Raw genomic sequence first — 19,991 nt, 5'->3', positions numbered from 1 at the left:
GCAGGCGCGCGCGCCTTTGCCAGTGGCCTCCTGCGCGGGATGCGCCAGCGTGCCGCAGGGCTCACTCGCCCAGCAGCTCCCGCGGCACCGCAAAGTCGATTACCTTGCCGCTGCTCCAGCTCAGTTCGCGCCAGCTGCCGATATCGAACTCAGCCACCAGCGTCGCGCCGGTGGGATAGTCGTCGAACCGCGCATGGTCGGGCGGACTGGAGACGATAGTATGGGCAAAGGCGGCAATGCCGGGGTTGTGGCCGATCACCATGACCCGCTTCTGCTCGGCCTCGCTCAGCACCTTGAAGATCATATCGGAATTGGCGTGGTACAGCCGCTCTGTGAACGTGGCAGGAACCCCCAGGTCCATCAGCTCGCAGGTCTCGCGGGTGCGTTGCGACGAGGAGGAGATCACCTGATCCGGCAGGTAGCCGCATTCGCGCATCCAGGCGGAAATGGCCGGGGCTGAGCGGCGGCCGCGCTTGTTCAGAGGGCGGGCATGGTCGCTGGGGACATTGGTGTCCCAGGCGGATTTGGCGTGGCGGGTCAGGATCAGGGTGCAGGTCATTGCGGGTGAAAATGCCTCATGTGATGTGCGGTTTGGCCGGGGTCGCGGCGGGCAGTGCGGCTGAGCGGGCAGGCCAGCCGGGCAAGGCAGCCGCCGGACATGCATCCGGCGCCTGCGCTGGTGTCGAGATACGCGTGGCAGGCCGCCAGATCGTAGGGGCCTCCGTCGGCCAGGGCGCTGACAGGGCAGGCGGCAAGGCAGGGACGGGAGGGGCAGCTGTCGCAGGGGGACTGTGCCAAAGGTGCAGGGGGAATGTCAAATTCCTGTTCGAAATGAATGGCCCCCCGCATGGATATCATCATGCCGGCGCTATCATGCACCAGCATCTGTGACGGGGATGTGAAAAACCGCCCGGTCCCCAGCGCCCAGTTGATGAAGGGCGTGTGGGGCGGCCCGCCAAAGGGGAAATAGGCGGTGCCGCCCAATGTATCCGCCAGCGCGCCGATCACCCGTGCGGACCAGCGGTCGACCGGGTCCGGGGCGCCGTCGAGGCATTCCGGGCTGGATTGGAACAGTGGCCAGAAGGCGCTGCCTGTGCCCAGAAGCAGCAGGGTGCCGCCCTCCAGCGATTGGACCGGCCGGCGGGCCGGGTGCAGCGCGCCCTGAAGCGCCATACCGGCGCCGGCGGCGGCCGTCTCAGCGGCAGCGTAAGAAGCAGCGCTGCTTTGGCGGGCAGCGGGATTTCCGTTATGGCTCATTTCAGGCGTCCCCGTCAGGCGGCTTGGGGCGAGCCTAGCAGCGGTGCTGGCGCCAGCAGAGGCCAAAAACGTCCCGCTCTGGCCTGCCGGCGTCTTCCTGCCAGCTCTCAGCCCCCATGCCTTCCTCATATGCCGGAAACGTGATCCGTGGTATGATCCCGCCGGGGCATGCAGGCCGGATTATCCGGCATCGTGCCTGAAAACGGCCTGCATCTTCCGCCCCAGGGAGTGACAGAATGCCAAGATTTATCGTGACCGGGAACTATACGTCTTCTGCGATGAAGGCGATGATCGAAAACCCCAGTGACCGCGAGGCCGCTGCCCGTGCTCTTGTCGAGGCCGCGGGCGGAAAGCTGGAGACGTTTTATCTGACCACCGGGGACCATGATTTTGCGATCAAGGTCACGATTGACGACATCAGCGGCCTGCTGGCAGGCCTCCTGGCAACCGGTGCCAGCGGTGCGGTCAGCAACCTCAGGACCGTGCGCGCCTTCACCTCGGATGAGTTTACCGAGATCCAGAAGAAGGCGGGGTCCATTGCGGGTGCGTACAAGGCGCCGGGGAGCTGATCCCGGGATCCCCTGTTCATCTGGCTGAAAATATCCCGGGGTGAATTGGCCCGGCAGGGCCAAGAGGGGCAGCGCCCCTCCTGAGTTTCGCGTGGCGCGCGGCGGTCAGGCGCGGATCATCGAACCTGCGCCGTGGTCGGTGTAAAGTTCCAGCAGAACCGCGTTCTGCACCCGCCCGTCGACAATGATGCAGGCGCGCACGCCGCCGCGGACCGCATCCAGCGCGGTTTCGGTCTTGGGGATCATGCCGCCGGCAATGACGCCGCTGGCGGTCATCTCCTCGACGTCCGCAGCCTTCAGCTCGGTCACCACTTCACCGCCGGCGTTCTTGACGCCCGCAACATCGGTCAGCAGCAGCAGCCGGTCGGCCTGCAGCGCCTTGGCGATGGCGCCGGCCGCAGTGTCGCCGTTGATGTTGTAAGTCTCGCCGTTCCTGCCCGACCCGATGGGGGCAATGACCGGGATCATGTTCTTCTCGAACAGCCCGTGCAGCACCTTGGGGTCCATTTCCGCCGGTGCGCCGACAAAGCCCAGGTCCGGGTCGGCCTGGTCGCAGGTGATCAGGTTCGCGTCCTTGCCCGACAGGCCGACGGCGCGGCCGCCCTGGCTGTTGATTGCCTGCACGATGCGCTTGTTGACGACACCGGACAGCACCATCTCCACCACTTCCATGGTGGCGGCATCGGTCACCCGCTTGCCGTTCACGAATTCGGACTTGATCTGCAGCTTTTCCAGCATCGCGTTGATCATCGGTCCGCCGCCGTGCACGATGACCGGGTTCACGCCCACCTGGCGCATCAGCACGATGTCGCGGGCAAAGGTCTCCATCGCCTCGTCGCTGCCCATGGCGTGGCCTCCGAGCTTGATGACGACAATCGCCCCTGCAAAGCGCTGGAAATACGGCAGCGCGCTGGAGAGGGTTTCGGCGGTGGCAATCCAATCGCGGTTCATGTCTTGTTTCTTCATTGCTGCATCATCCCTTGGTCTGAATGTGTTACGGGGTTCCGGCGCTGCTGCCAAGGGGAGGCTTTGGCGCACCCCGTTGCAGATGGCGGCGCGGATGCTAGGCTCAGCCCAGATTCTCTCATCAGGAGGGCGCCATGCGCCAGAAGACACTACTGCTGACAGGCGCCAGCCGCGGCATCGGCCATGCAACCGTGCGCCGGTTTAACGCCGAGGGCTGGCGGGTCATCACCTGCTCGCGCCAGCCGTTCCCGCAGGAATGCCCCTGGGGCGGCGGCCAGGAGAACCATGTGCAGCTGGACCTGTCGGACCCGTCGGACACGATCAACGGGGTGGGCCGGATCCAGGAGCTGCTGGACGGGCAGCTGGATGCCTTGGTCAACAATGCGGGCATTTCGCCCAAAGGGCCGGAGGGCGAGCGGCTCAGCACGCTCAACACCGACCTGATGGACTGGGGCAAGGTGTTTCACGTGAACTTCTTCGCCTCGGTGGTGCTGGCCCGCGGCCTGAAGGATGAGCTGGCCGCGGCCAAGGGATCGGTGGTCAACGTGACCTCGATCGCGGGCAGCCGGGTGCATCCCTTTGCAGGCGCGGCCTATGCCACCTCCAAGGCGGCGCTGGCGGCGCTGACGCGGGAAATGGCGCATGATTTCGGTCCGATGGGTGTGCGGGTCAATGCGATTGCGCCGGGCGAGGTGGAAACCTCGATCCTGTCGCCCGGTACCGAGAAGATCGTCGAGAAGCTGCCGATGCAGCGGCTGGGCCAGCCGGAGGAGGTGGCCTCAGCCATCTATTTCCTGTGCTCGGAGGGCAGTTCCTACATCTCCGGCGCCGAGATCGAGGTGAACGGCGCCCAGCACGTTTAGTTGCAGATCTTCGGCCCGGCCGTGAGGCCGGGCAGCGCCCGTCCCGCCCCCCGTCATGCCGAAGGCGTGCTTCCAGCACGACGGGGCGGGCGCTTCGCTTCCCACCCCGGCGGGGCGGGCGCTGCCCTCAGCTCATTGTCAGCTCACCGCGCGTTTCAGCATGGGCAGATTGCCGAGCAGCAGCACGTCGAACGCCAGAACAGCCAAGAGCGCGAGGCCGGTGAGCGGAAAGGCCAGCGAGACCAGCACGGCGATCAGCGCGGCACCTTTCCAGAACGGCATCTCTGCCGGTTCCGGCGGTGCGGCCAGGCGGGCGGCACCGGCGGGGCGGCGTTTTATCCACATCACCAGGCCGGAGACGCAGACAAAGATCACCGCTAGGCAGAAGACCACGTTCAGGATGAAGCTCCAGGTGCCCATCAGACCCATGTGGAAGGGGATGCTGACGGCCATCGCCTTGCCGGCCCAGGAGTAGTCCGCGTATTTCACATCGGCGAGGATCCTGCCCGTGTACTGGTCGACATGCACGGTGCGGTCGATGAAGGGGCTGTCGCCGTCGCCGCTCATGCTGTCGCGGTTTATGGTCCAGACGCCTGTTTCACCGCCGGGGTAGGCGAGGCGGAAGCGGCCCTCCATCCCCAGGTCACGTCCCAGCGCGATCAGGCTGGCGGCATCCACGGTCGCGCCCTCGGCCACGCCGGTAATGCCCGCGTCAGAGCCGGAGGCGGGCATCGGGGTCTGTTCCAGTGCCCAGGGCACATCGTTAATGGATCCGTGGTTCATGCTGGCGTGGATATCATCGGACAGGGGCACATTGTCCCATTTTGCTGCTGGGAACGTGGACCACGCCTGCATCATCTGTCCGCCCCAGATTCCAGTCCAAGAGAGGCCCGAAATCAGGAAGATCACCAGCAGCGCCGACATCCAGAAACCAGTGACGGCGTGCAGGTTCTTCCACAACGCCCGGCCGCGGGCGCGGAGGTTGGGGACAAAAGCGCTGACGGCATTCCCGCGCGGCCACCACAGGTACAGCCCGGTCAGCACCAGCACGATGCCAAGGCCCGCGGCAATCTCGATCAGCCGGTCGCCGGTGTCGCCGATCAGCAGAGTGGAGTGGATGTTGTCGGCAAAGTCGTACCAGCCTGCGCGGCGGTCCCAGACCTGGATTACTTCACCGGTGTATTGATCCAGCGCGACGAGGCGCTGGCCGTCATCTGTTTTCACCCGGAACACGGCGGCCAGATCGGGGGCCTTGGGGCCGATCCATTCGGCGATGGTGCCGGGCTGGGCGGCCAGAACAGCGGCCTCCTGTGCGGGGATGCTTAGTTCAGCGGTGCCTTGGGTGACGGTGATCTTCTCGCCGTCGCGGCCATCTGCTTGGGTGATGAACATCATCATCAGGCCAGTGACGGCCAGCATGATCAAAAAGGGGATCACAAAGAGGCCGGCATAGAAATGCCAGCGCCAGACGGCGGCGTAGAATTTTTGGGACAGCGGACGCGATGGGTCCGCGGATTGCGGTTGGCTGGTTGCCATGGTGTCTCTCCATACCGGAACGGGGCCGGGCGCGCGGGGCGCCGGCGGAAATGTCAGTTTGTTCAGAAAATCAGGAGAGTGCGGGCGGGCCGCGGGCGTCATAGCGCCAGTGGAAGCCGGCGGTGCGATGGGTGAAGGCCTCGCGCGACCAGCGGTCGCTGAGAGGCGGTTCCAGGTTCAGGCTGATCAGGCTGCCCGGCAGCAGCGCCACGGCGCCAAGGGCTGCAAACGGACAGCTGCGGTCCTCCATCTGTTCGGCAGGTGCGTGGGGTTCGCCGCTGTCCAGATCGACCCAGGTTTCCACCGGCCCGTGGCCGGTACAGATCACCAGCAGCACCTTGCCGTCCTGCGCCGAGGCAGGCATCCAGCCGGAGGGGATCAGCCCGGCCACGGCCAGGGCGATCACAACCAGCAGGGAGGGCAGGCGGCTGAGCACGTCAGTTACAGCCCGGCGATGATGGAGCGGAGGGTGGCGATCCCGTCACCCTTCTCGGATGAGGTCAGCACAATCTCCGGATAGGCCGCCGGGTGTTTGGCCAGCGCGCCCTTCACCTGCTCCAGCACCTTGGCGCGGTCCTTTTCCTTAACCTTGTCGGCCTTGGTCATCACGCACTGGAAGGTGACGGCGGAGCTGTCCAGGAGCTTCATGATCTCGTCGTCCACCGCCTTCACGCCGTGGCGGCTGTCGATCAGCACAAAGGCGCGGCGCAGGTTCTGGCGGCCGGACAGGTAGCGTTTCAGCAGTTTCTGCCATTGCTCTACCACCTTGAGCGGCGCGTTGGCATAGCCATAGCCGGGCAGGTCGACCAGATAGAGCGCAGGCCCCTGGGTGAAGAAGTTGATCTCCTGGGTGCGGCCCGGGGTGTTGGAGGCGCGCGCGATGCCCTTGGTGCCCGTCAGCGCGTTGATCAGACTCGACTTGCCGACGTTGGAGCGGCCGGCAAAGCAGACCTCCACCCGGTCGGCGTCCGGCAGGCCGTTCATTGCCACCACGCCCTTGAGGAACTCGGTCTCGCCTGCAAACAGCTTGCGGCCCTTCTCGGCGGAGATCTCATCCGGCGCTTCGGCCAGGGAAAATTGCATCTGCATCACAGCACCTTTACCGCGTCGCCCAGGCGGATTTCGCCGCCGCGCACCACCTCGGCGTAGACCGAGAAATCCTGGTGGCCCCAATTGTCCTTGAGGGTCTTGAGCGTATCGGCGTCGCGTTCGCCGGTTTCGGGATTGGCAGTGGTCGCCAGGCAGCGCACCACCCGCTCGCGCACCGCAAAGACGGTTTCGCCGATCTGCACCTCGCGGCCGAGCCAGTCGTTTTCGGCCCAAGGATCACCCAGGTCGAACCAGATGTTGCTGCGCCAGCGCAGGGGCGAGAGGGTGTGGCCGATCGCCTGCTCCACCGCGCGGTGGGAAGACAAGTTGGCCAGCGACACCGATGGGAATGGTGTGTCGGTCATGCCGCGGCCCGGCACCCTGACAATACGGGAAGACCCGGCGCGGTTTTCGGGCAGCAGCGGCTTTTCCCACTCCAGGAAGCGCTGCAGATCGTCCGGATTTTCCGGGTCGAATGTCAGATCAGGCCGGGCAGGGTGGGTCAGCGTCAGCTGGCCGCTGGCATCGTCCAGCCGGGCGTTGATGGCCATCAGCCCCGGCGCCTTGGAGCCGCGGGTGAAATTGGCGCAGGGCACCCATTCGGAACCGTCCGCCTTGGAGGCCTCATGCGCAACCGCCCAAACACGGTCGCCGGGCATGGTCTGCCCGGCGATCATGGTGACGCTTTCCAGTGCCTCCCGCCCATGGGATTTGAGCGGGTGGCGCCAGATGTCTGTGACCTTTGCGGTCATTCCTTCTCAGCCTTCGGCTTCTTCTTGAAGCTCGACTTGATGTTGCCGAACACGTCCGGCTTGTAGCCATGGCTGCGCATGATCAGGTACTGCTGGCTGAAGGTGATCGTGTTGTTGGCGATCCAGTAAACCACCAGGCCGGAGGCGAAGCCGCCCAGCATGAACATGAACACCCAGGGCATCCAGGCAAAGATCATCTGCTGGGTCGGGTCGGTGGGCGCCGGGTTCAGCTTTTGCTGCAGCCACATCGAGATGCCGAGCAGGATCGGCAGGATACCGATGAAGACCAGGGCCAAGATGCTCTCAGGTGCCGGGGAGGCAAAGGGCAGCAGGCCAAAGAGGTTCATGATCGAGGTTGGATCCGGCGCGCTGAGGTCCTGGAAGGGGCCGAAGAAGGGCGCGTGGCGCAGTTCCAGGGTGACAAAAATCACCTTGTAGAGCGAGAAGAAGATCGGGATCTGGATCAGGATCGGCAGACAGCCCGCGGCGGGGTTCACCTTCTCCTTTTTATACAGTTCCATCATCTCCTTCTGCATCTTCTGGCGGTCGTCGCCGGCGCGCTCCTTGAGCTTCTCCATCTCCGGCTGAAGCTCTTTCATCTTCGCCATGGAGGCATAGGATTTATAGGCCAGCGGGAACACCAGGATCTTGATCACCACCGTGAGGCCGATGATCGCCCAGCCCATGTTGCCGATCAGGACGTTCAGATTGTGCAGCAGCCAGAACATCGGCTTGGTCAGGAAGAAGAACCAGCCCCAGTCGATCACGTCCAGGAAGCCCTCGATGCCCGCCTTCTCGTAGCCGCGGATGGCGTCCCATTCCTTGGCGCCGGCAAACAGCTGGGTGGTCACTTCGGTGGACTGGCCCTCTGCCACGGTGACGGTCGGCAGCACGATGTCGGTCTGGTAGATATCGCGGCGTTCATCGAACTTGGCGATGGAGCGGAAGCCCTGGCCCGGTGCGGGCACCAGGGTGGACATCCAGTAGTGGTCGGTGAAGCCGATCCAGCCGTTCGCCTCGACCTGCTTGACGCTGGACTTGGAGCCGTCGCGCGGGTCCGGATCGAAATCGGCCATGTCGTCATAGTCGGTCTCGGCCAGCTCGCCGTCGGTCATGCCGACCAGGCCTTCGTGCAGGATGAAGAAATTCTTCAGCCCCTCGGGCTGGCCGTGGCGGGCCAGGGTGCCGTAGGGCGCCAGCGACACGGTGCCGCCGGAGGCGTTGGCAACCGACTGGGTGACGGAGAACATGTAATCCTCATCCACCGCGATGGTGCGCGAGAAGGTCAGGCCATTGCCGTTGTCCCAGGTGAGCGTGACCGGGCTGCCGGGGGACAGGGTGGCGCCCTCAGGGGCGGACCAGATGGTGTTGGCGCCTGGCACGTCGTTCAAGGTCAGACCTGCGCCCGGTGCCCAGCCGTAGAGCGCGTAATAGGCGCCGGCCTCGCCCACGGGCTTCAGCAGTTTGACGATCGGGGAGCCCTCATCCAGGGTCTCGCGGTAGTCCTTCAGCGACAGGTCGTCGATCCGGCCGCCCTGCAGCGAGATGCTGCCGGTGACGCGGGGGGTGTCGATGGCGACGCGCGGCGCATCCGGGGCGGCGGCCTCTTCGGCGGCGGTGTCTGCCACCGCATCGGCACCTGCGGCGCTGGGCGCGGCAGCGGTATCGCCGGCAGGCGCGGTTTCAGTGACCGCGGTTTGCGGTGCCTGCTCCGGTTCCGGCGGCGGGAAGAAGGTATACCACCCCAGGATCACCAGAAAGCTGAGTACGGTTGCGAGAATAAGATTTTTGTTCTGATCGTCCATTGGGGACTGCCACCTCGTGTAGGGAAGGACACGAGGGGTTCAACAGAGGTGGGCCGCAAAGGTCAAGCAGAATCGCGGTGCAGCGGGGCGTCAAGGGGGGGCGGTGCGGCAGAAATTCAAAGGAATTGCGCGTTCAGGGCGTCTGGCGGCCAATTGCCGGCGCATCCTGCAGCTTGGCTTCATGCGCGGTGATCCAGTCCAGGGTCTGGTCAAAGGGCATCGGGCGGCCGATGCCGAAACCCTGCACGTGGCCGCAGCCGAGCTGCGCCAGCAGCGCGTGCTCTCCTGCGGTTTCAACCCCCTCGGCAAGGGTCTCCAGCTCCAGCCGCTCGGCCATGGTCAGGATGGCAGAGATCAGTTTCTGCTGCTCCGGGTCCTGATCCGCCTTCATCACGAAGGTGCGGTCGATCTTGATGCGGGAGATGTTGAAGCGGCGCACCGCGGAGATCGAGGCATGGCCGGTGCCGAAGTCATCCAGGTCAATCGGGCAGCCCAGCTCGCTGAGAGCGAGGATGTTGCGTGTGACCACATCGTCAGGCTGATCGGTCATCACCGTTTCCAGGATTTCCACGCAAAGGCGGTCAGCCGGCAGGCCGAAGCGCTCCAGCTCCCATTTGATGCGGCCCGCCAGGCCCGGGTTGCGCAACTCCTGAGTGGCAAAGTTGACGCCGACGCAAGGCACCGTCACCCCGGCATCATCCCAGGCCTTGATGGCAACCAGCGCGTTGTAGAGCATCACTTGGCTCAGCCGGTCCATCAGTCCGGCCTCCTCCAGCGCGGGCAGGAAAGTCGAGGGCGGGATCAGGCCCTGCACCGGATGCTGCCAGCGGGCCAGCGCCTCAAATCCCGAAACCCGCCCGGTGTCGGTGCAGATCTGCGGCTGGAACCAGGCCTGGATCTGGCCGCTTTCCAGCGCTGCAGCAGCTTCCTCGCGCAGGGTGGAGCGGCTGCCGGTGCAGCCCGGCATGTCGGTGGAATAGGCCCGGATGCCGCCAGGCCCGTTGCCCTGCGCCTCAGAGAGGGCGGCAGCGGCAGCGCTGATCCACTCGGAGCTCGTGGCGCCGGGGGCGCGGCTGTGCTGGCAGAAACCCATCGAAGAGGTCATGTAGATGGTGGTTCCGTCCAGCGCCAGGGGTTCCTCGGTGGCGGATTGCATGCGGCCGGCCAGCTGAATGCACAATTCCAGGTCCAGCTGCAGGGTTGGTGCCAGGCAGACCGCAAAGCGGCTGTCACTTATCCGGGCGACGATGTCGTCCTGACGCAGCGCTGATACGATTTGCGCACCGCAATGCTGCATGAACCGGTCGCCGGCCTCCTGACCGTGACGGCCCGTCAGTTCCCGGTGGTCGTCCAGCTCCAGAATGAAAATGGCAGAACGCAGTCCGCCCTCGCTGCATTCGGCGTGGATCCGGGCGGCCTCCTGCTCAAACCCGTTGCGCAGCATCATGCCGGTGACCGGGTCGCGCGGCTGAGAGCCGCCGCCCAGTTTGCTGAAGCCGCCGCCGGCGGCAATCAGGACCGGCAGCCCCAGCGCAACGGCCAGCAGTGCCGTTTCGCCGCCGATCCAAAAGGTGGCCAGGGTCAGAGCAGGCAAAAAGGCCAGCATCGCCGGCCCGGTAAGTGCGGGGGCGAGGATATGCCGGAGGCGTGCCAGGAAGCCTGAACCCGTATGTGTCATTCCCAGACCTTTCGTCTGCAGCCGTTCGTTCGGCCCTGAGACTAAGATGCTGATATAACCCGGGAGTTAACGCAGCTGGGGAATTTCCGGATTTTCGCCTGCGGAATCGGCAATCTTCAGCTCAAGACCCGCGAAATCGAACAGTTTCGGGTCCAGAAGATGCGACGGGCGCGCATTCATCAGCGCGCGGAACATCACCTGACGGCGGCCTGGTGAATTTGATTCCCACTGGTCGAGGATCTGTTTCACCTGCTGGCGCTGCAGCCCGTCCTGGCTGCCGCAAAGATCGCAGGGAATGATCGGGTAGTTCATGGCGCGGGCAAACTTTTCGCAGTCTGCCTCTGCCACATGGGCCAGCGGGCGGAACACAAACAGGTCGCCTTCCTCATTGACCAGCTTGGGCGGCATGGTCGCCAGCCGGCCGCCGTGAAACAGGTTCATGAAGAAAGTTTCCAGGATGTCGTCGCGGTGGTGACCCAGCACCACAGCCGAGCAGCCCTCCTCGCGCGCGATGCGGTAGAGGTTGCCGCGGCGCAGACGCGAGCACAGCGCACAGTAGGTACGCCCCTGCGGCACCTTGTCGACGACGATGGAATAGGTGTCCTGATATTCGATCCGGTGCGGCACGCCCATCTTCTCGAGGAACTCCGGCAGCACTGTCGCCGGAAAACCGGGCTGGCCCTGATCCAGGTTGCACGCGAGCAGGTCCACCGGCAGCAGGCCGCGCCACTTCAGCTCATAAAGAACCGCCAGCAGGGTATAGCTGTCCTTGCCGCCCGACAGGCAGACCAGCCACTTGGGCGTGCTGCCGTCTTCGCGTCGCTCCACCATGCCGTATTGCTCGATCGCCTCGCGCGCGTAGCGCACGATGCGTTTCCTGAGCTTCTTGAACTCGGTGGTCGAGGGGGCGCCGGCAAACAGCGGGTGGATTTCGTCCAGATCATCATCAAGCATGGCCGCGCCCTAGCCGAGGCGGGGCGTTTTGCCAAGGAAAAAAGGCGTGGAGGGGGTCAGTCCTTGCGCTCTGGCACCGGGTCATAGCCGTCGCCGCCGAACGGGTGGCAGCGTCCGATCCGGCGTGCGGTCAGCCAGGCGCCTTTGATGGCCCCGTGTTTCTCCAGCGCTTCCAAGGCATAGGCCGAACAGGTGGGCTGGTAGCGGCAGTTGAAGCCGACCCAAGGGCTGAACAGCAGCCGGTAGGCGCGCACGGGCAGGGCAAAGAGATGGGCCAGCGGGGTCATGGCGGATAGATAGGGGCAGGGCGGCCCGGTGGCAATGCGGCCACAGGCCGGAGCGGTTACTGGCCGTGGATCTTCTTCAGCGCATAGATCAGGTCGCGCTTCAGTTCTTCGAACGGGCGCTGGGCGGTCTCAATGGCGCGGCCGATCAGCACGTAATCCCAGCCGGGGCGGCCGTGGTAGGGCAGAATCATCCGCGCGGCCTCGCGCAGGCGGCGCTTAGCGCGGTTGCGGGCGACCGCGTTGCCGACTTTCTTGGAGCAGGTGAAGCCCATGCGGATGCCGCCGTCATCGCGGCGGTTGCGGCCCTGCACCATCATCGCCTTAGTGCCCTGCTTGCGCGCAGGCGGGCGGGCGCAGGCGAGGAAATCACGGCGTTTGGCCATGACCTCGATCTTTTGGGTGTCAGGCGGACAAACGGACACCGCCGGAGGCGTGTCCCCGCGGGCAGCGTTGCCGTCCTTGGGGGCCTCCGGCGGTGTCATGTCCGTCAGAACGTGAACTGAGCTTATGCGCTCAGTTCTTTACGGCCGCGGGCGCGGCGTGCGTTCAGGATCTTGCGGCCTGCCTTGGTGGCCATGCGCGCACGGAAGCCGTGGCGGCGTTTGCGAACCAGGTTCGAAGGCTGATAGGTGCGTTTCATCGCTCCGGTCTCCACATTTTGTCATCGGGTGCGCGGAATCGCCCGCCCGGGGTCTATCTCGAAGCCCGGTCTTTAGGAGGGAATGGCGGGTAAGTCAAACCCTGTAGGGTGAGAAATCACCTTTTGGGGTGAGAAATCGCCTCTGAGGGTGACGGCAAGGCCGCCGGGTGTGCAACATTTCTGCCGAAAACTGCCCCGGAGCGGCCTGCCCGGACAGGGCGGCTGTAACACGGGGGCGGTGATTCTGCCATAAAGCTCACGGAATCGGGGGTTGTGATCAAGCGCCTGTGAGGCAGGGGGAACCAGCCTCGCGGAAAAACCATTTAAGACGTAGCAACAGCAAGAGCGCAATTGGAACGGACCAGATGAGCGGCATGACAGAGACACCGGAAACGAATCCCCAGCCCAAGGAACAGAACGGTGCCAAGCCGGGACTGGCGCGGCATCTGCCGCTGATTGCGGTGGTGGCGGTGGCGCTGATCGGCGCGGTGGTGCTGAAGGATTACCTGACCTTTGACACGCTGCGTGACAACCGCGAGGCGCTGATGGCGTTCCGGGATCAGAACTATCCTGGGCTGGTGGCGCTGTTCATGGGGATTTACATCGTGATCGTGGTGTTCTCGCTGCCCGGGGCGGCGGTGGCCTCTGTCACCGGCGGCTTTTTGTTCGGGCTGGCGGCGGGCACTGTCTTCAATGTGGTCTCTGCCACCATCGGCGCTGCGGGCATCTTCCTGGCTGCGCGCATGGGGCTGGGGGCTTGGCTCACGGCCAAGATGGAGGCGGCAGAGGGCCGGGTGCAGATGCTGAAACAGGCACTGCGGGAAAATGAGGTTGAGGTGCTGCTGCTGCTGCGGCTGGTGCCGGCGGTGCCGTTCTTTGTCGCCAATCTGCTGCCCGCGCTGGTCGGGGTGAGTTTCCGCAACTTCCTGTGGACCACTGCGGCGGGGATCATTCCCGGCGCCATCGTCTTTACCTGGATCGGCGTGGGCGTCGGCTCTGTCTTTGACCGCGGCGAGGACCCGGACCTGAGCCTGCTGTGGGAGCCGCATGTGATCGGACCTATCCTGGGGCTGTGTGTGCTGGCAGCGATGCCGATCATCGTGAAATCCATCCGCGGCAAGAAGAAGGGGCGCTGAACATGACCCGTATCACCTGCGATCTTCTGGTCATCGGGGCCGGTTCCGGCGGTCTTTCGGTGGCGGCGGGCGCCAGTCAGATGGGGGCTGACGTGGTGCTGCTGGAAGGCCACAAGATGGGCGGCGATTGCCTGAACTACGGCTGTGTGCCCTCAAAGGCGCTGCTGGCAAGCGCCAAGGCAGCCTATCGTCAGACGCATTCCAGTGAATTCGGCGTGGCGGATCAGGTGCCGCAGGCGGACTACGCGGCGGCCAAGGATCATGTGCATCAGGTCATCGAAACCATCGCCCCGGTGGACAGTCAGGAGCGGTTCGAGGGTTTCGGCGTGCGGGTGATCCGGGAGTTCGGGCATTTCACCTCGGAAACCGAAGTCGCCGCAGGCGCGTACCGCATCACCGCGCGGCGGGTGGTGATTGCCACCGGCTCGGCGCCGCTGGTGCCGCCGGTCCCGGGACTGGACAAGGTGCCCTATGAAACCAACGAAACGCTGTTAGATCTGCGTGAGAAGCCGGAGCACTTGCTGATCATCGGCGGCGGTCCGATTGGCATGGAAATGGCGCAGGCGCATATCCGTCTGGGCTGCAAGGTGACAGTGATCGAAGGCCAGCGGGCGCTGGGCAAGGACGACCCGGAGGCCGCAGCGCTGGTGCTGGATGCCCTGCGCGCAGAAGGCGTGGAGATCGCCGAAGGCGCCATGGTCTCCCGCATTGGCGGTCAGGCGGGTGCCATCGAGGTCGAAACCAGGGACGGCAGCATCTTCAAGGGAAGCCACCTGCTGATGGCGGTGGGGCGCAAGGCCAATATGGAGCGGCTGAACCTTGCGGCTGCCGGGATTGAGACGCAAGGCAACGGCATCAAGGTGGATGAAAGCCTGCTGACCACGAATAAGAGAGTATATGCCATTGGCGATGTGGCGGGGGGGATGCAGTTCACCCATGTAGCAGGCTACCATGCCAGCGTCATCATCCGTTCTGCTCTGTTCGGCCTGCCGTCGAAGGCGAAGACCAGCCACATCCCCTGGGCCACCTATACCGATCCGGAGCTGGCGCAGGTCGGGCTGACAGAGATGCAGGCGCGCGACCGTTACGGGGTAAAGCTGGAGGTGGCGCGGTTCGGCTACAGCCACAACGACCGCGCCATTGCAGAACGCAAGACAAGGGGCTTCATCAAGGTGATGGTGGCCAAGGGGCGCCCGGTGGGGGTCACCATTGCGGGCCATCAGGCGGGAGAGCACATCGCCTTGTGGTCGATGGCCATCGCCAATGGCCTGAAGATGAGCCAAGTGGCGGCAATGGTTGCACCTTATCCCAGCATGAGCGAGATTAACAAACGGGCTGCCGGAGCCTATTTCTCCCCGCGGCTGTTTGAGAGTAGATTTGTTAAACGCGCAGTGCGCTTTGTTCAGCGCTGGATTTCATGAACTGAAGGCCGCTTCATGCTCAACACGCTCTCGGGCAGATTCCTGATCCTGACCACGGTCTTCGTGATGCTGGCCGAGGTGCTGATCTTTGTGCCGTCGATTGCACGGTTCCGCGAGGACTACCTGGCCGACCGGCTGGAGCGGGCGCAGATCGCCTCGCTGGCGCTTCTGGCTGATGACATGCTGGAGACCGAGCTGGAAGCGGAGCTGCTGGAGAACGCGGGCGTCTACAACGTGGTGCTGCGCCGCGACGAGATCCGCCAGCTGATGCTGGCCTCGCCGATCCCGCAGGAAATCACCGCCACCTATGATTTGCGTATGGCCGGCGCCCTGACCCTGATCCGCGACGCAATGATGCGGCTGATCCGCCCGGAGAATGAGATCATCCGGGTGATTGGCGCGCCGGTGCGCGAGGCGGGCCTCCTGATCGAAGTGACCATGGAAACCGCCCCCTTGCGCGCGGCGATGATCGACTACGGGGTGCGGATCCTGATCCTGTCCGCCGTGATCTCCGTCTTTACCGCGGTGCTGCTGTTCGGGGCGGTGCGGATCGTGCTGGTCAAGCCGATCAAGGGCGTGGTCGGCTATATGCAGCGCTATGCGGCGGCACCGGAGGATGCGCGCGGCATCATCCATCCCAGCTCCAGCGTGGTGGAGCTGCGCGAGGCGGAAGAGGCGCTGATGCAGCTGCAGACCGAGCTGACACAGGCGCTGAAACAGCGCGAGCGGCTGGCCCAGCTGGGGGGCGCGGTGGCCAAGGTGAGCCACGACCTGCGCAACATCCTGACCTCGGCACAGCTGTTCACTGACCGCATCGAGATGAGCGAGGATCCCCTGGTGCGCCGCCTGGCGCCGAAGCTGGTGAACTCGATCACCCGGGCGGTGTCGCTGTGCGAAGGCACATTGGCCTTTGGCAAGGCGGAAGAGCCATCGCCCACCTTCGGCGTGGTCTGCCTGCATGAGATCACTGCCGACATCGCCGAAAGCGAATTGCTGGCCGCAGACAGCGGCAACGTCGGGATCATCAACGCGGTGCCCAAGCCCATGATGCTGCGTGCTGACCCGGAGCAGCTGTTCCGCATCGTGATGAACCTGGTGCGCAATGCCCGCCAGGCGATTGCCGCCACCGGCAATCCGGGACAGGTCACGGTGGAGGCCCGCGAGGAGGCGGACGCCTGGTACGTCACAGTATCGGACACCGGACCGGGCCTGCCCAAGAGGGCGCAGGACAACTTGTTCACCCCGTTCCAGGGCGGCGCCCGCAAGGGGGGCACGGGGCTGGGGCTGGCGATTGCAGGCGAACTGGCCCGCGGCCACGGCGGCAGCGTCAGGCTGAACAAGACCGGTGCCGAGGGCACCGTGTTCGAGATCTGCCTGCCTAAGGGCGACGGCACGCTGTGAGACCTTCGCAAGGGACAGCCTGAAAATGGCGGCGGCCCGAACTATTTTTGTTTTTGGGGTTGCGCCCGCGCGAAGCTATGAGTAAACCCCGCCGCAGTGGACCGATAGCTCAGCTGGATAGAGTACTTGACTACGAATCAAGGGGTCGGGGGTTCGAATCCTCCTCGGTCCGCCACTTCCCAAATGTCGAATGCCAAGCAAAACTGACCTTCTTGTCAGTTTTCTGACCCAATCCCAGAAAAACGGACGTTCATGCGGCATGCAGCTAAGGTGCCCAGAGAGCCCACAGCGGACCTTGATCGCTTGCCAAGCCTTCGCTTCTGCAGCACGACGCAATCGGCGCCTGAACGGTCGTTCACTGCCCTGCCACGGCAAATCCGCTCACGGGACTATGCTGCTGTCGCCTTAAGGTCCGCTCTGGGTTTCTGACCAAGGTCTTGGTATGATCGGTTGCTCTGGGGTTGACCCCACCGGACGGTCACAAAGGTTCAGCTACTTAAGACTTTACTTCTTTGCAGCCAGTGATATCGGAACCATAAAGGGATCACCGGAGCACGCAAGCATCCATAAATTGCAAAAAGCAAGAAGCAACCACCTAGAACTTATGAACGATTAATGGACCTCACAAGCATTAAAAGCGACATTGACATGCGTTCCGGATCGACTTTTTGGGTAACTGTTTTTTGTGCCTTTCTTCATGGCACACAAGCCTTGACGGGTGAATCATTGGGCGTGGAGGGTTGCGCTGTCGCTAGCAGCGAAAAGTTTCGCAATGACCTCTTTTATATGGCGAGAGGCTCAGAAAGGTGCGCCCACCTAAGAAGAGAAGAAAAATGCGGACCCTCAACCGAAAAATGGAATCAACCCTTAAGGATATCTTTAATTGAGGGCGGCCATTTAAATCCCCATAATGAAACTTTTGAAAAATCAGCTAAATATTTTGGTGATATTTTTCACGAAGCGTCAGGGCTTTCAGTTACCGTCGGGAGTGATTTAGGTAACTTACTAATCTTTGTTGCAGATTTAAATACACTCACCCTCGTGAAGAGGATGGGAATTCTCGAGGTGTCAAGATATTTGGAGAAATTTTCAGAGAGCGGCATCCCATGTTCGGGGAGGGCTTACAAAGCTGATGGTGAAGTTTTGCATGTCAATATTGCTATCAATTCACATCTTTCGCCCTCCGAAACAGAATCATGTATCTATGAAGAGCTATACAACTCATCCGGATTGTTTAGTGACCCTGAGGGCAGTGAATCTCTTTTTGACAGCTACCCCCTTCTATACGGGGAGGGCGGATCTGTCAAATTTCCACCGGAATTGATTTTAATGATGAAGATATACTACAGTATAGATTCCTCTCACTTTGAAACGACTTCTTCCCTTAAGGCGGCAATTAGAGATTTATGCCCAGCTAACTGATAAATAAGGCATATCAAAATAAAGGAGAGTGGCAGTGTCAGATTGTCCCCATAACGATGAAGCACCACAGGATGATGATCCTTTCACAGAAGCGTCGGAAGAAGTAAGGGATGCCTTGGCTGATAAGTGGGAAGACGTAGCTGAAGGTGTTCCTGATGGTCCGTTAAGAGATTTAACTGAAGCACTCAGAGACGTCGCGCAAACTGCAAACAAAGTTGATGACTTTGCTGCTGTTGCTGACGCAGTTATAGATGAAGTTTATGGTCCGACTACCATCACTCCTTCAGAAACGCCGTCTACGCACGGAGTTCCAAACGAAGCTTGGGTGGCGGCAGGTTTGCCGCATTGGGTAGGTCAATCTCATAATACAAGCAGCAATGCATGGGCGAGATATACCAACTCCAAAATACTCCTGTCGGAATGGGCGCGAGGCCTATTTGGCGGCTCGGATGGCCAAGAAGGAGGGAGTGGGCCTGGGAGAGACCCGGACAGCGCAGGAGAAGGTTCCTCAGAAAACACTCTGCCAGAGGACGGGGCTTTCCCGTGCCCGCCGATTTCGCCACTTGTTATCGATCTTGACGGTGATGGTATTGAGTTGCTCTCCCTTGAGCATTCCGATGTACATTTCGATTTAGACAACAACGGTTTTGCAGAGAAAACAGGGTGGGTTTCACCAGATGATGCGTTGTTAGCTCTTGACTTGAATAATAATGGAGTGATTGACAACCAGGCGGAACTCTTTGGAAACGATGTTGGACATGAAAATGGGTTCTCCAAACTGTCTGAACTGGATAGTAATGGTGATGGCATTATTGACGCGTCCGACGACCAGTTCAGCGATCTTCTTCTTTGGCAGGATTTAAATTCGAGTGGAACGAGCGAAGAAAATGAGTTGCAAGGCCTTTCTCAGGCGGGCCTAATTCGTATTGATTTGAATGCAGCTACTGTATCAGAAACCAATGAGGGCAATCTAATTTCGGACCGTTCTTCAGTCACCTGGAGTGACGGAAGTTCGTCTTCTATCGAAGATGTTTGGTTTCAAAATGATCCAAAAATTGGCGACTTTATTCTTCCCGAAAATTTCGAATTCAGCACTGAAGCTCTCTTCATGCCTCGCCTTTTCGGGTACGGAAACCTTCCCTCTACGCTTGTTTCTTTCTCAACGTCAAACGAACTATTGGCGTCTGGCATTGAGCTAATTTCTCAACTTGAGGCCGGAAACGTAGCGTCCTTTCGAGAAAACTTTGTAGAATTCCTCTTTCAATGGGCTGATGTAGATAGCATCGATCCAACTTCTAGAGGGTCCTATGTAGATGCACGAAAACTTGCATTTCTAGAGGTGATTTACGGGAGAGATTTTGTTCAGGATGGCGACGCTGACCCACGTCAAAATGCAGGCGATGATTTGGATCTACAATTTGATACGATCGCAAATGATTTCGCTGCTCGCTTTATGGCTGAAAGTCCGTCCTCTAGCCTCGCACTCGGCAGGATTGAATCCCCTACAGACCACCCATTATTTTCTCTCAGTTATTTCGCAAGCTTAAGAAATCCTGAATTTGACACCTTGCACGAGACGGGCCGATTTGAGTTCGTTATGCACGAACTCTGGGATGAAGTTTCAGCTGGAGTCTTGGAGGCATCAAATTCGGCCTAATTATTCAGTTAATTCGCCCGGACTTGGAGAGAACCCAAGATAGCTTCGAATTTGATTTAAGAAACGCAGCCGAGAGCTATTCAAATCCGAGCTTCGCATTGGCTTTCGTGTTTCAAATAGAGACATCCAGTTCTGACGTGCTCATCGGTACTAGTGGAGCAGATCATTTGGTTAGTGTCGACAACGCAGTCTTTTGGGCAAGTGCAGGAGACGATACCCTGAGCGGTGGCGGCGGCGCGGACACCTATCTCTACAGCCTCGGCGATGGCAATGATGTCATCGCAGACCGCAGCGGCCAGAACGTCAACGACCGCCTCGTCTTCACCGATGTCAACGCGGAGGACGTCACTTTCTCGCAGAACGCGGGCAAGGATCTGGTTATCACCCTGAGCAACGGCGACACCGTCACCGTCACAGACCACTTCGACAACACGCTCGAAGACATGGAGCTGATCGAATTCGCGGACGGAACCGTGCTGGATCTTGCAGGTATTTCTGCCAAGTCCATCAGCGATCAGAATGGTGCAGGGGATGATCTGGTGCTTGGCGGCATCGGAA

At 61.8% G+C, this 19,991-nt stretch carries 21 protein-coding genes and 1 tRNA gene; 9 read left to right on the top strand and 13 right to left on the bottom strand.

The annotated features are described in order from the left end of the window. Window positions 1-61: 61 nt before the first annotated feature. Together N6L27_RS07570 and N6L27_RS07565 are read right to left on the bottom strand one after the other, a co-directional pair. Window positions 62-559, bottom strand: a complete 498-nt coding sequence (locus N6L27_RS07570; RefSeq protein WP_271906630.1) for a SixA phosphatase family protein — start codon at window positions 557-559, stop codon at window positions 62-64. Continuing rightward, window positions 556-1,257, bottom strand: a complete 702-nt coding sequence (locus N6L27_RS07565) for a ferredoxin (protein WP_271906629.1) — start codon at window positions 1,255-1,257, stop codon at window positions 556-558. Before N6L27_RS07565 ends, N6L27_RS07570 begins: the two co-directional genes overlap by 4 nt. Before the next feature lie 236 nt (window positions 1,258-1,493). Between N6L27_RS07565 and N6L27_RS07560 the strand changes: the two genes are divergently transcribed. Beyond that, window positions 1,494-1,826, top strand: coding sequence for a GYD domain-containing protein (locus N6L27_RS07560; protein ID WP_271906628.1), 333 nt, complete (start codon window positions 1,494-1,496; stop codon window positions 1,824-1,826). A gap of 105 nt (window positions 1,827-1,931) precedes the next feature. Here N6L27_RS07560 and argB read toward each other — a convergent pair whose 3' ends face one another. After that, window positions 1,932-2,792 carry an acetylglutamate kinase gene (gene argB / locus N6L27_RS07555; protein WP_271906626.1) on the bottom strand — a complete coding sequence of 287 codons (861 nt, stop codon included), beginning with the start codon at window positions 2,790-2,792 and terminating at the stop codon, window positions 1,932-1,934. 134 nt (window positions 2,793-2,926) lie between these two features. Between argB and N6L27_RS07550 the strand changes: the two genes are divergently transcribed. Next, window positions 2,927-3,655, top strand: a complete 729-nt coding sequence (locus N6L27_RS07550; RefSeq protein WP_039183817.1) for an SDR family NAD(P)-dependent oxidoreductase — start codon at window positions 2,927-2,929, stop codon at window positions 3,653-3,655. A 138-nt stretch (window positions 3,656-3,793) separates the two neighbouring features. Here the strand turns inward: N6L27_RS07550 and N6L27_RS07545 are convergent, their stop codons facing one another. From N6L27_RS07545 to rpmH, 10 genes are all read right to left on the bottom strand, one after another. Beyond that, window positions 3,794-5,191, bottom strand: a complete 1,398-nt coding sequence (locus N6L27_RS07545) for a PepSY-associated TM helix domain-containing protein (RefSeq protein WP_271906623.1) — start codon at window positions 5,189-5,191, stop codon at window positions 3,794-3,796. 70 nt (window positions 5,192-5,261) lie between these two features. Continuing rightward, window positions 5,262-5,627 carry a DUF2946 family protein gene (locus N6L27_RS07540; RefSeq protein WP_271906621.1) on the bottom strand — a complete coding sequence of 122 codons (366 nt, stop codon included), beginning with the start codon at window positions 5,625-5,627 and terminating at the stop codon, window positions 5,262-5,264. A gap of 5 nt (window positions 5,628-5,632) precedes the next feature. Next, window positions 5,633-6,280, bottom strand: a complete 648-nt coding sequence (gene yihA, locus N6L27_RS07535) for a ribosome biogenesis GTP-binding protein YihA/YsxC (protein ID WP_271906619.1) — start codon at window positions 6,278-6,280, stop codon at window positions 5,633-5,635. Then, complete coding sequence (locus N6L27_RS07530; protein WP_271906616.1) at window positions 6,280-7,032, bottom strand: MOSC domain-containing protein; 753 nt, start codon at window positions 7,030-7,032, stop codon at window positions 6,280-6,282. The genes yihA and N6L27_RS07530 overlap by 1 nt, the downstream gene beginning before the upstream one ends. Further along, window positions 7,029-8,837, bottom strand: a complete 1,809-nt coding sequence (gene yidC, locus N6L27_RS07525; protein WP_271906614.1) for a membrane protein insertase YidC — start codon at window positions 8,835-8,837, stop codon at window positions 7,029-7,031. The genes N6L27_RS07530 and yidC overlap by 4 nt, the downstream gene beginning before the upstream one ends. Window positions 8,838-8,970: 133 nt before the next feature. Beyond that, a complete protein-coding gene (locus tag N6L27_RS07520; protein WP_271906613.1) occupies window positions 8,971-10,515 on the bottom strand; it encodes a putative bifunctional diguanylate cyclase/phosphodiesterase in 1,545 nt (514 codons plus the stop codon). Window positions 10,516-10,581: 66 nt separating this feature from the next. Continuing rightward, window positions 10,582-11,469, bottom strand: coding sequence for a tRNA 2-thiocytidine(32) synthetase TtcA (ttcA, locus tag N6L27_RS07515; RefSeq protein ID WP_271906612.1), 888 nt, complete (start codon window positions 11,467-11,469; stop codon window positions 10,582-10,584). Between the two features lie 56 nt (window positions 11,470-11,525). Continuing rightward, window positions 11,526-11,756, bottom strand: a complete 231-nt coding sequence (gene yidD / locus N6L27_RS07510; protein WP_271906610.1) for a membrane protein insertion efficiency factor YidD — start codon at window positions 11,754-11,756, stop codon at window positions 11,526-11,528. Between the two features lie 56 nt (window positions 11,757-11,812). Further along, window positions 11,813-12,238 (bottom strand): ribonuclease P protein component, encoded by a 426-nt coding sequence (rnpA, locus tag N6L27_RS07505; protein ID WP_271906609.1) that lies wholly within the window; start codon window positions 12,236-12,238, stop codon window positions 11,813-11,815. 23 nt (window positions 12,239-12,261) lie between these two features. Further along, window positions 12,262-12,396 (bottom strand): 50S ribosomal protein L34, encoded by a 135-nt coding sequence (gene rpmH, locus N6L27_RS07500; protein ID WP_008554144.1) that lies wholly within the window; start codon window positions 12,394-12,396, stop codon window positions 12,262-12,264. 374 nt (window positions 12,397-12,770) lie between these two features. On the opposite strand from rpmH, the gene N6L27_RS07495 reads away from it, so the two are divergent. The 7 genes from N6L27_RS07495 to N6L27_RS07465 form a co-directional block, all read left to right on the top strand. Continuing rightward, window positions 12,771-13,532, top strand: a complete 762-nt coding sequence (locus N6L27_RS07495; protein WP_271906706.1) for a TVP38/TMEM64 family protein — start codon at window positions 12,771-12,773, stop codon at window positions 13,530-13,532. Window positions 13,533-13,534: 2 nt separating this feature from the next. Further along, window positions 13,535-14,953 (top strand): dihydrolipoyl dehydrogenase family protein, encoded by a 1,419-nt coding sequence (locus N6L27_RS07490; protein ID WP_271906608.1) that lies wholly within the window; start codon window positions 13,535-13,537, stop codon window positions 14,951-14,953. 15 nt (window positions 14,954-14,968) lie between these two features. Beyond that, on the top strand, window positions 14,969-16,354 hold the full coding sequence (locus N6L27_RS07485; protein WP_271906607.1) for a sensor histidine kinase: 1,386 nt from the start codon (window positions 14,969-14,971) through the stop codon (window positions 16,352-16,354). A gap of 98 nt (window positions 16,355-16,452) precedes the next feature. After that, window positions 16,453-16,529, top strand: a tRNA-Arg gene (locus N6L27_RS07480). A 440-nt stretch (window positions 16,530-16,969) separates the two neighbouring features. Then, window positions 16,970-17,776, top strand: coding sequence for a DUF2927 domain-containing protein (locus N6L27_RS07475; protein ID WP_271906605.1), 807 nt, complete (start codon window positions 16,970-16,972; stop codon window positions 17,774-17,776). Between the two features lie 34 nt (window positions 17,777-17,810). Beyond that, window positions 17,811-19,433 (top strand): hypothetical protein, encoded by a 1,623-nt coding sequence (locus tag N6L27_RS07470; RefSeq protein ID WP_271906604.1) that lies wholly within the window; start codon window positions 17,811-17,813, stop codon window positions 19,431-19,433. Window positions 19,434-19,600: 167 nt separating this feature from the next. Next, on the top strand, window positions 19,601-19,991 hold a 391-nt coding region (locus tag N6L27_RS07465; RefSeq protein ID WP_271906603.1), incomplete at its 3' end, for a calcium-binding protein.

The organism is Leisingera sp. SS27, from assembly GCF_028368855.1.
Taxonomy (GTDB): domain Bacteria; phylum Pseudomonadota; class Alphaproteobacteria; order Rhodobacterales; family Rhodobacteraceae; genus Leisingera.
This window is presented reverse-complemented; position numbering and strand designations above follow the sequence as displayed.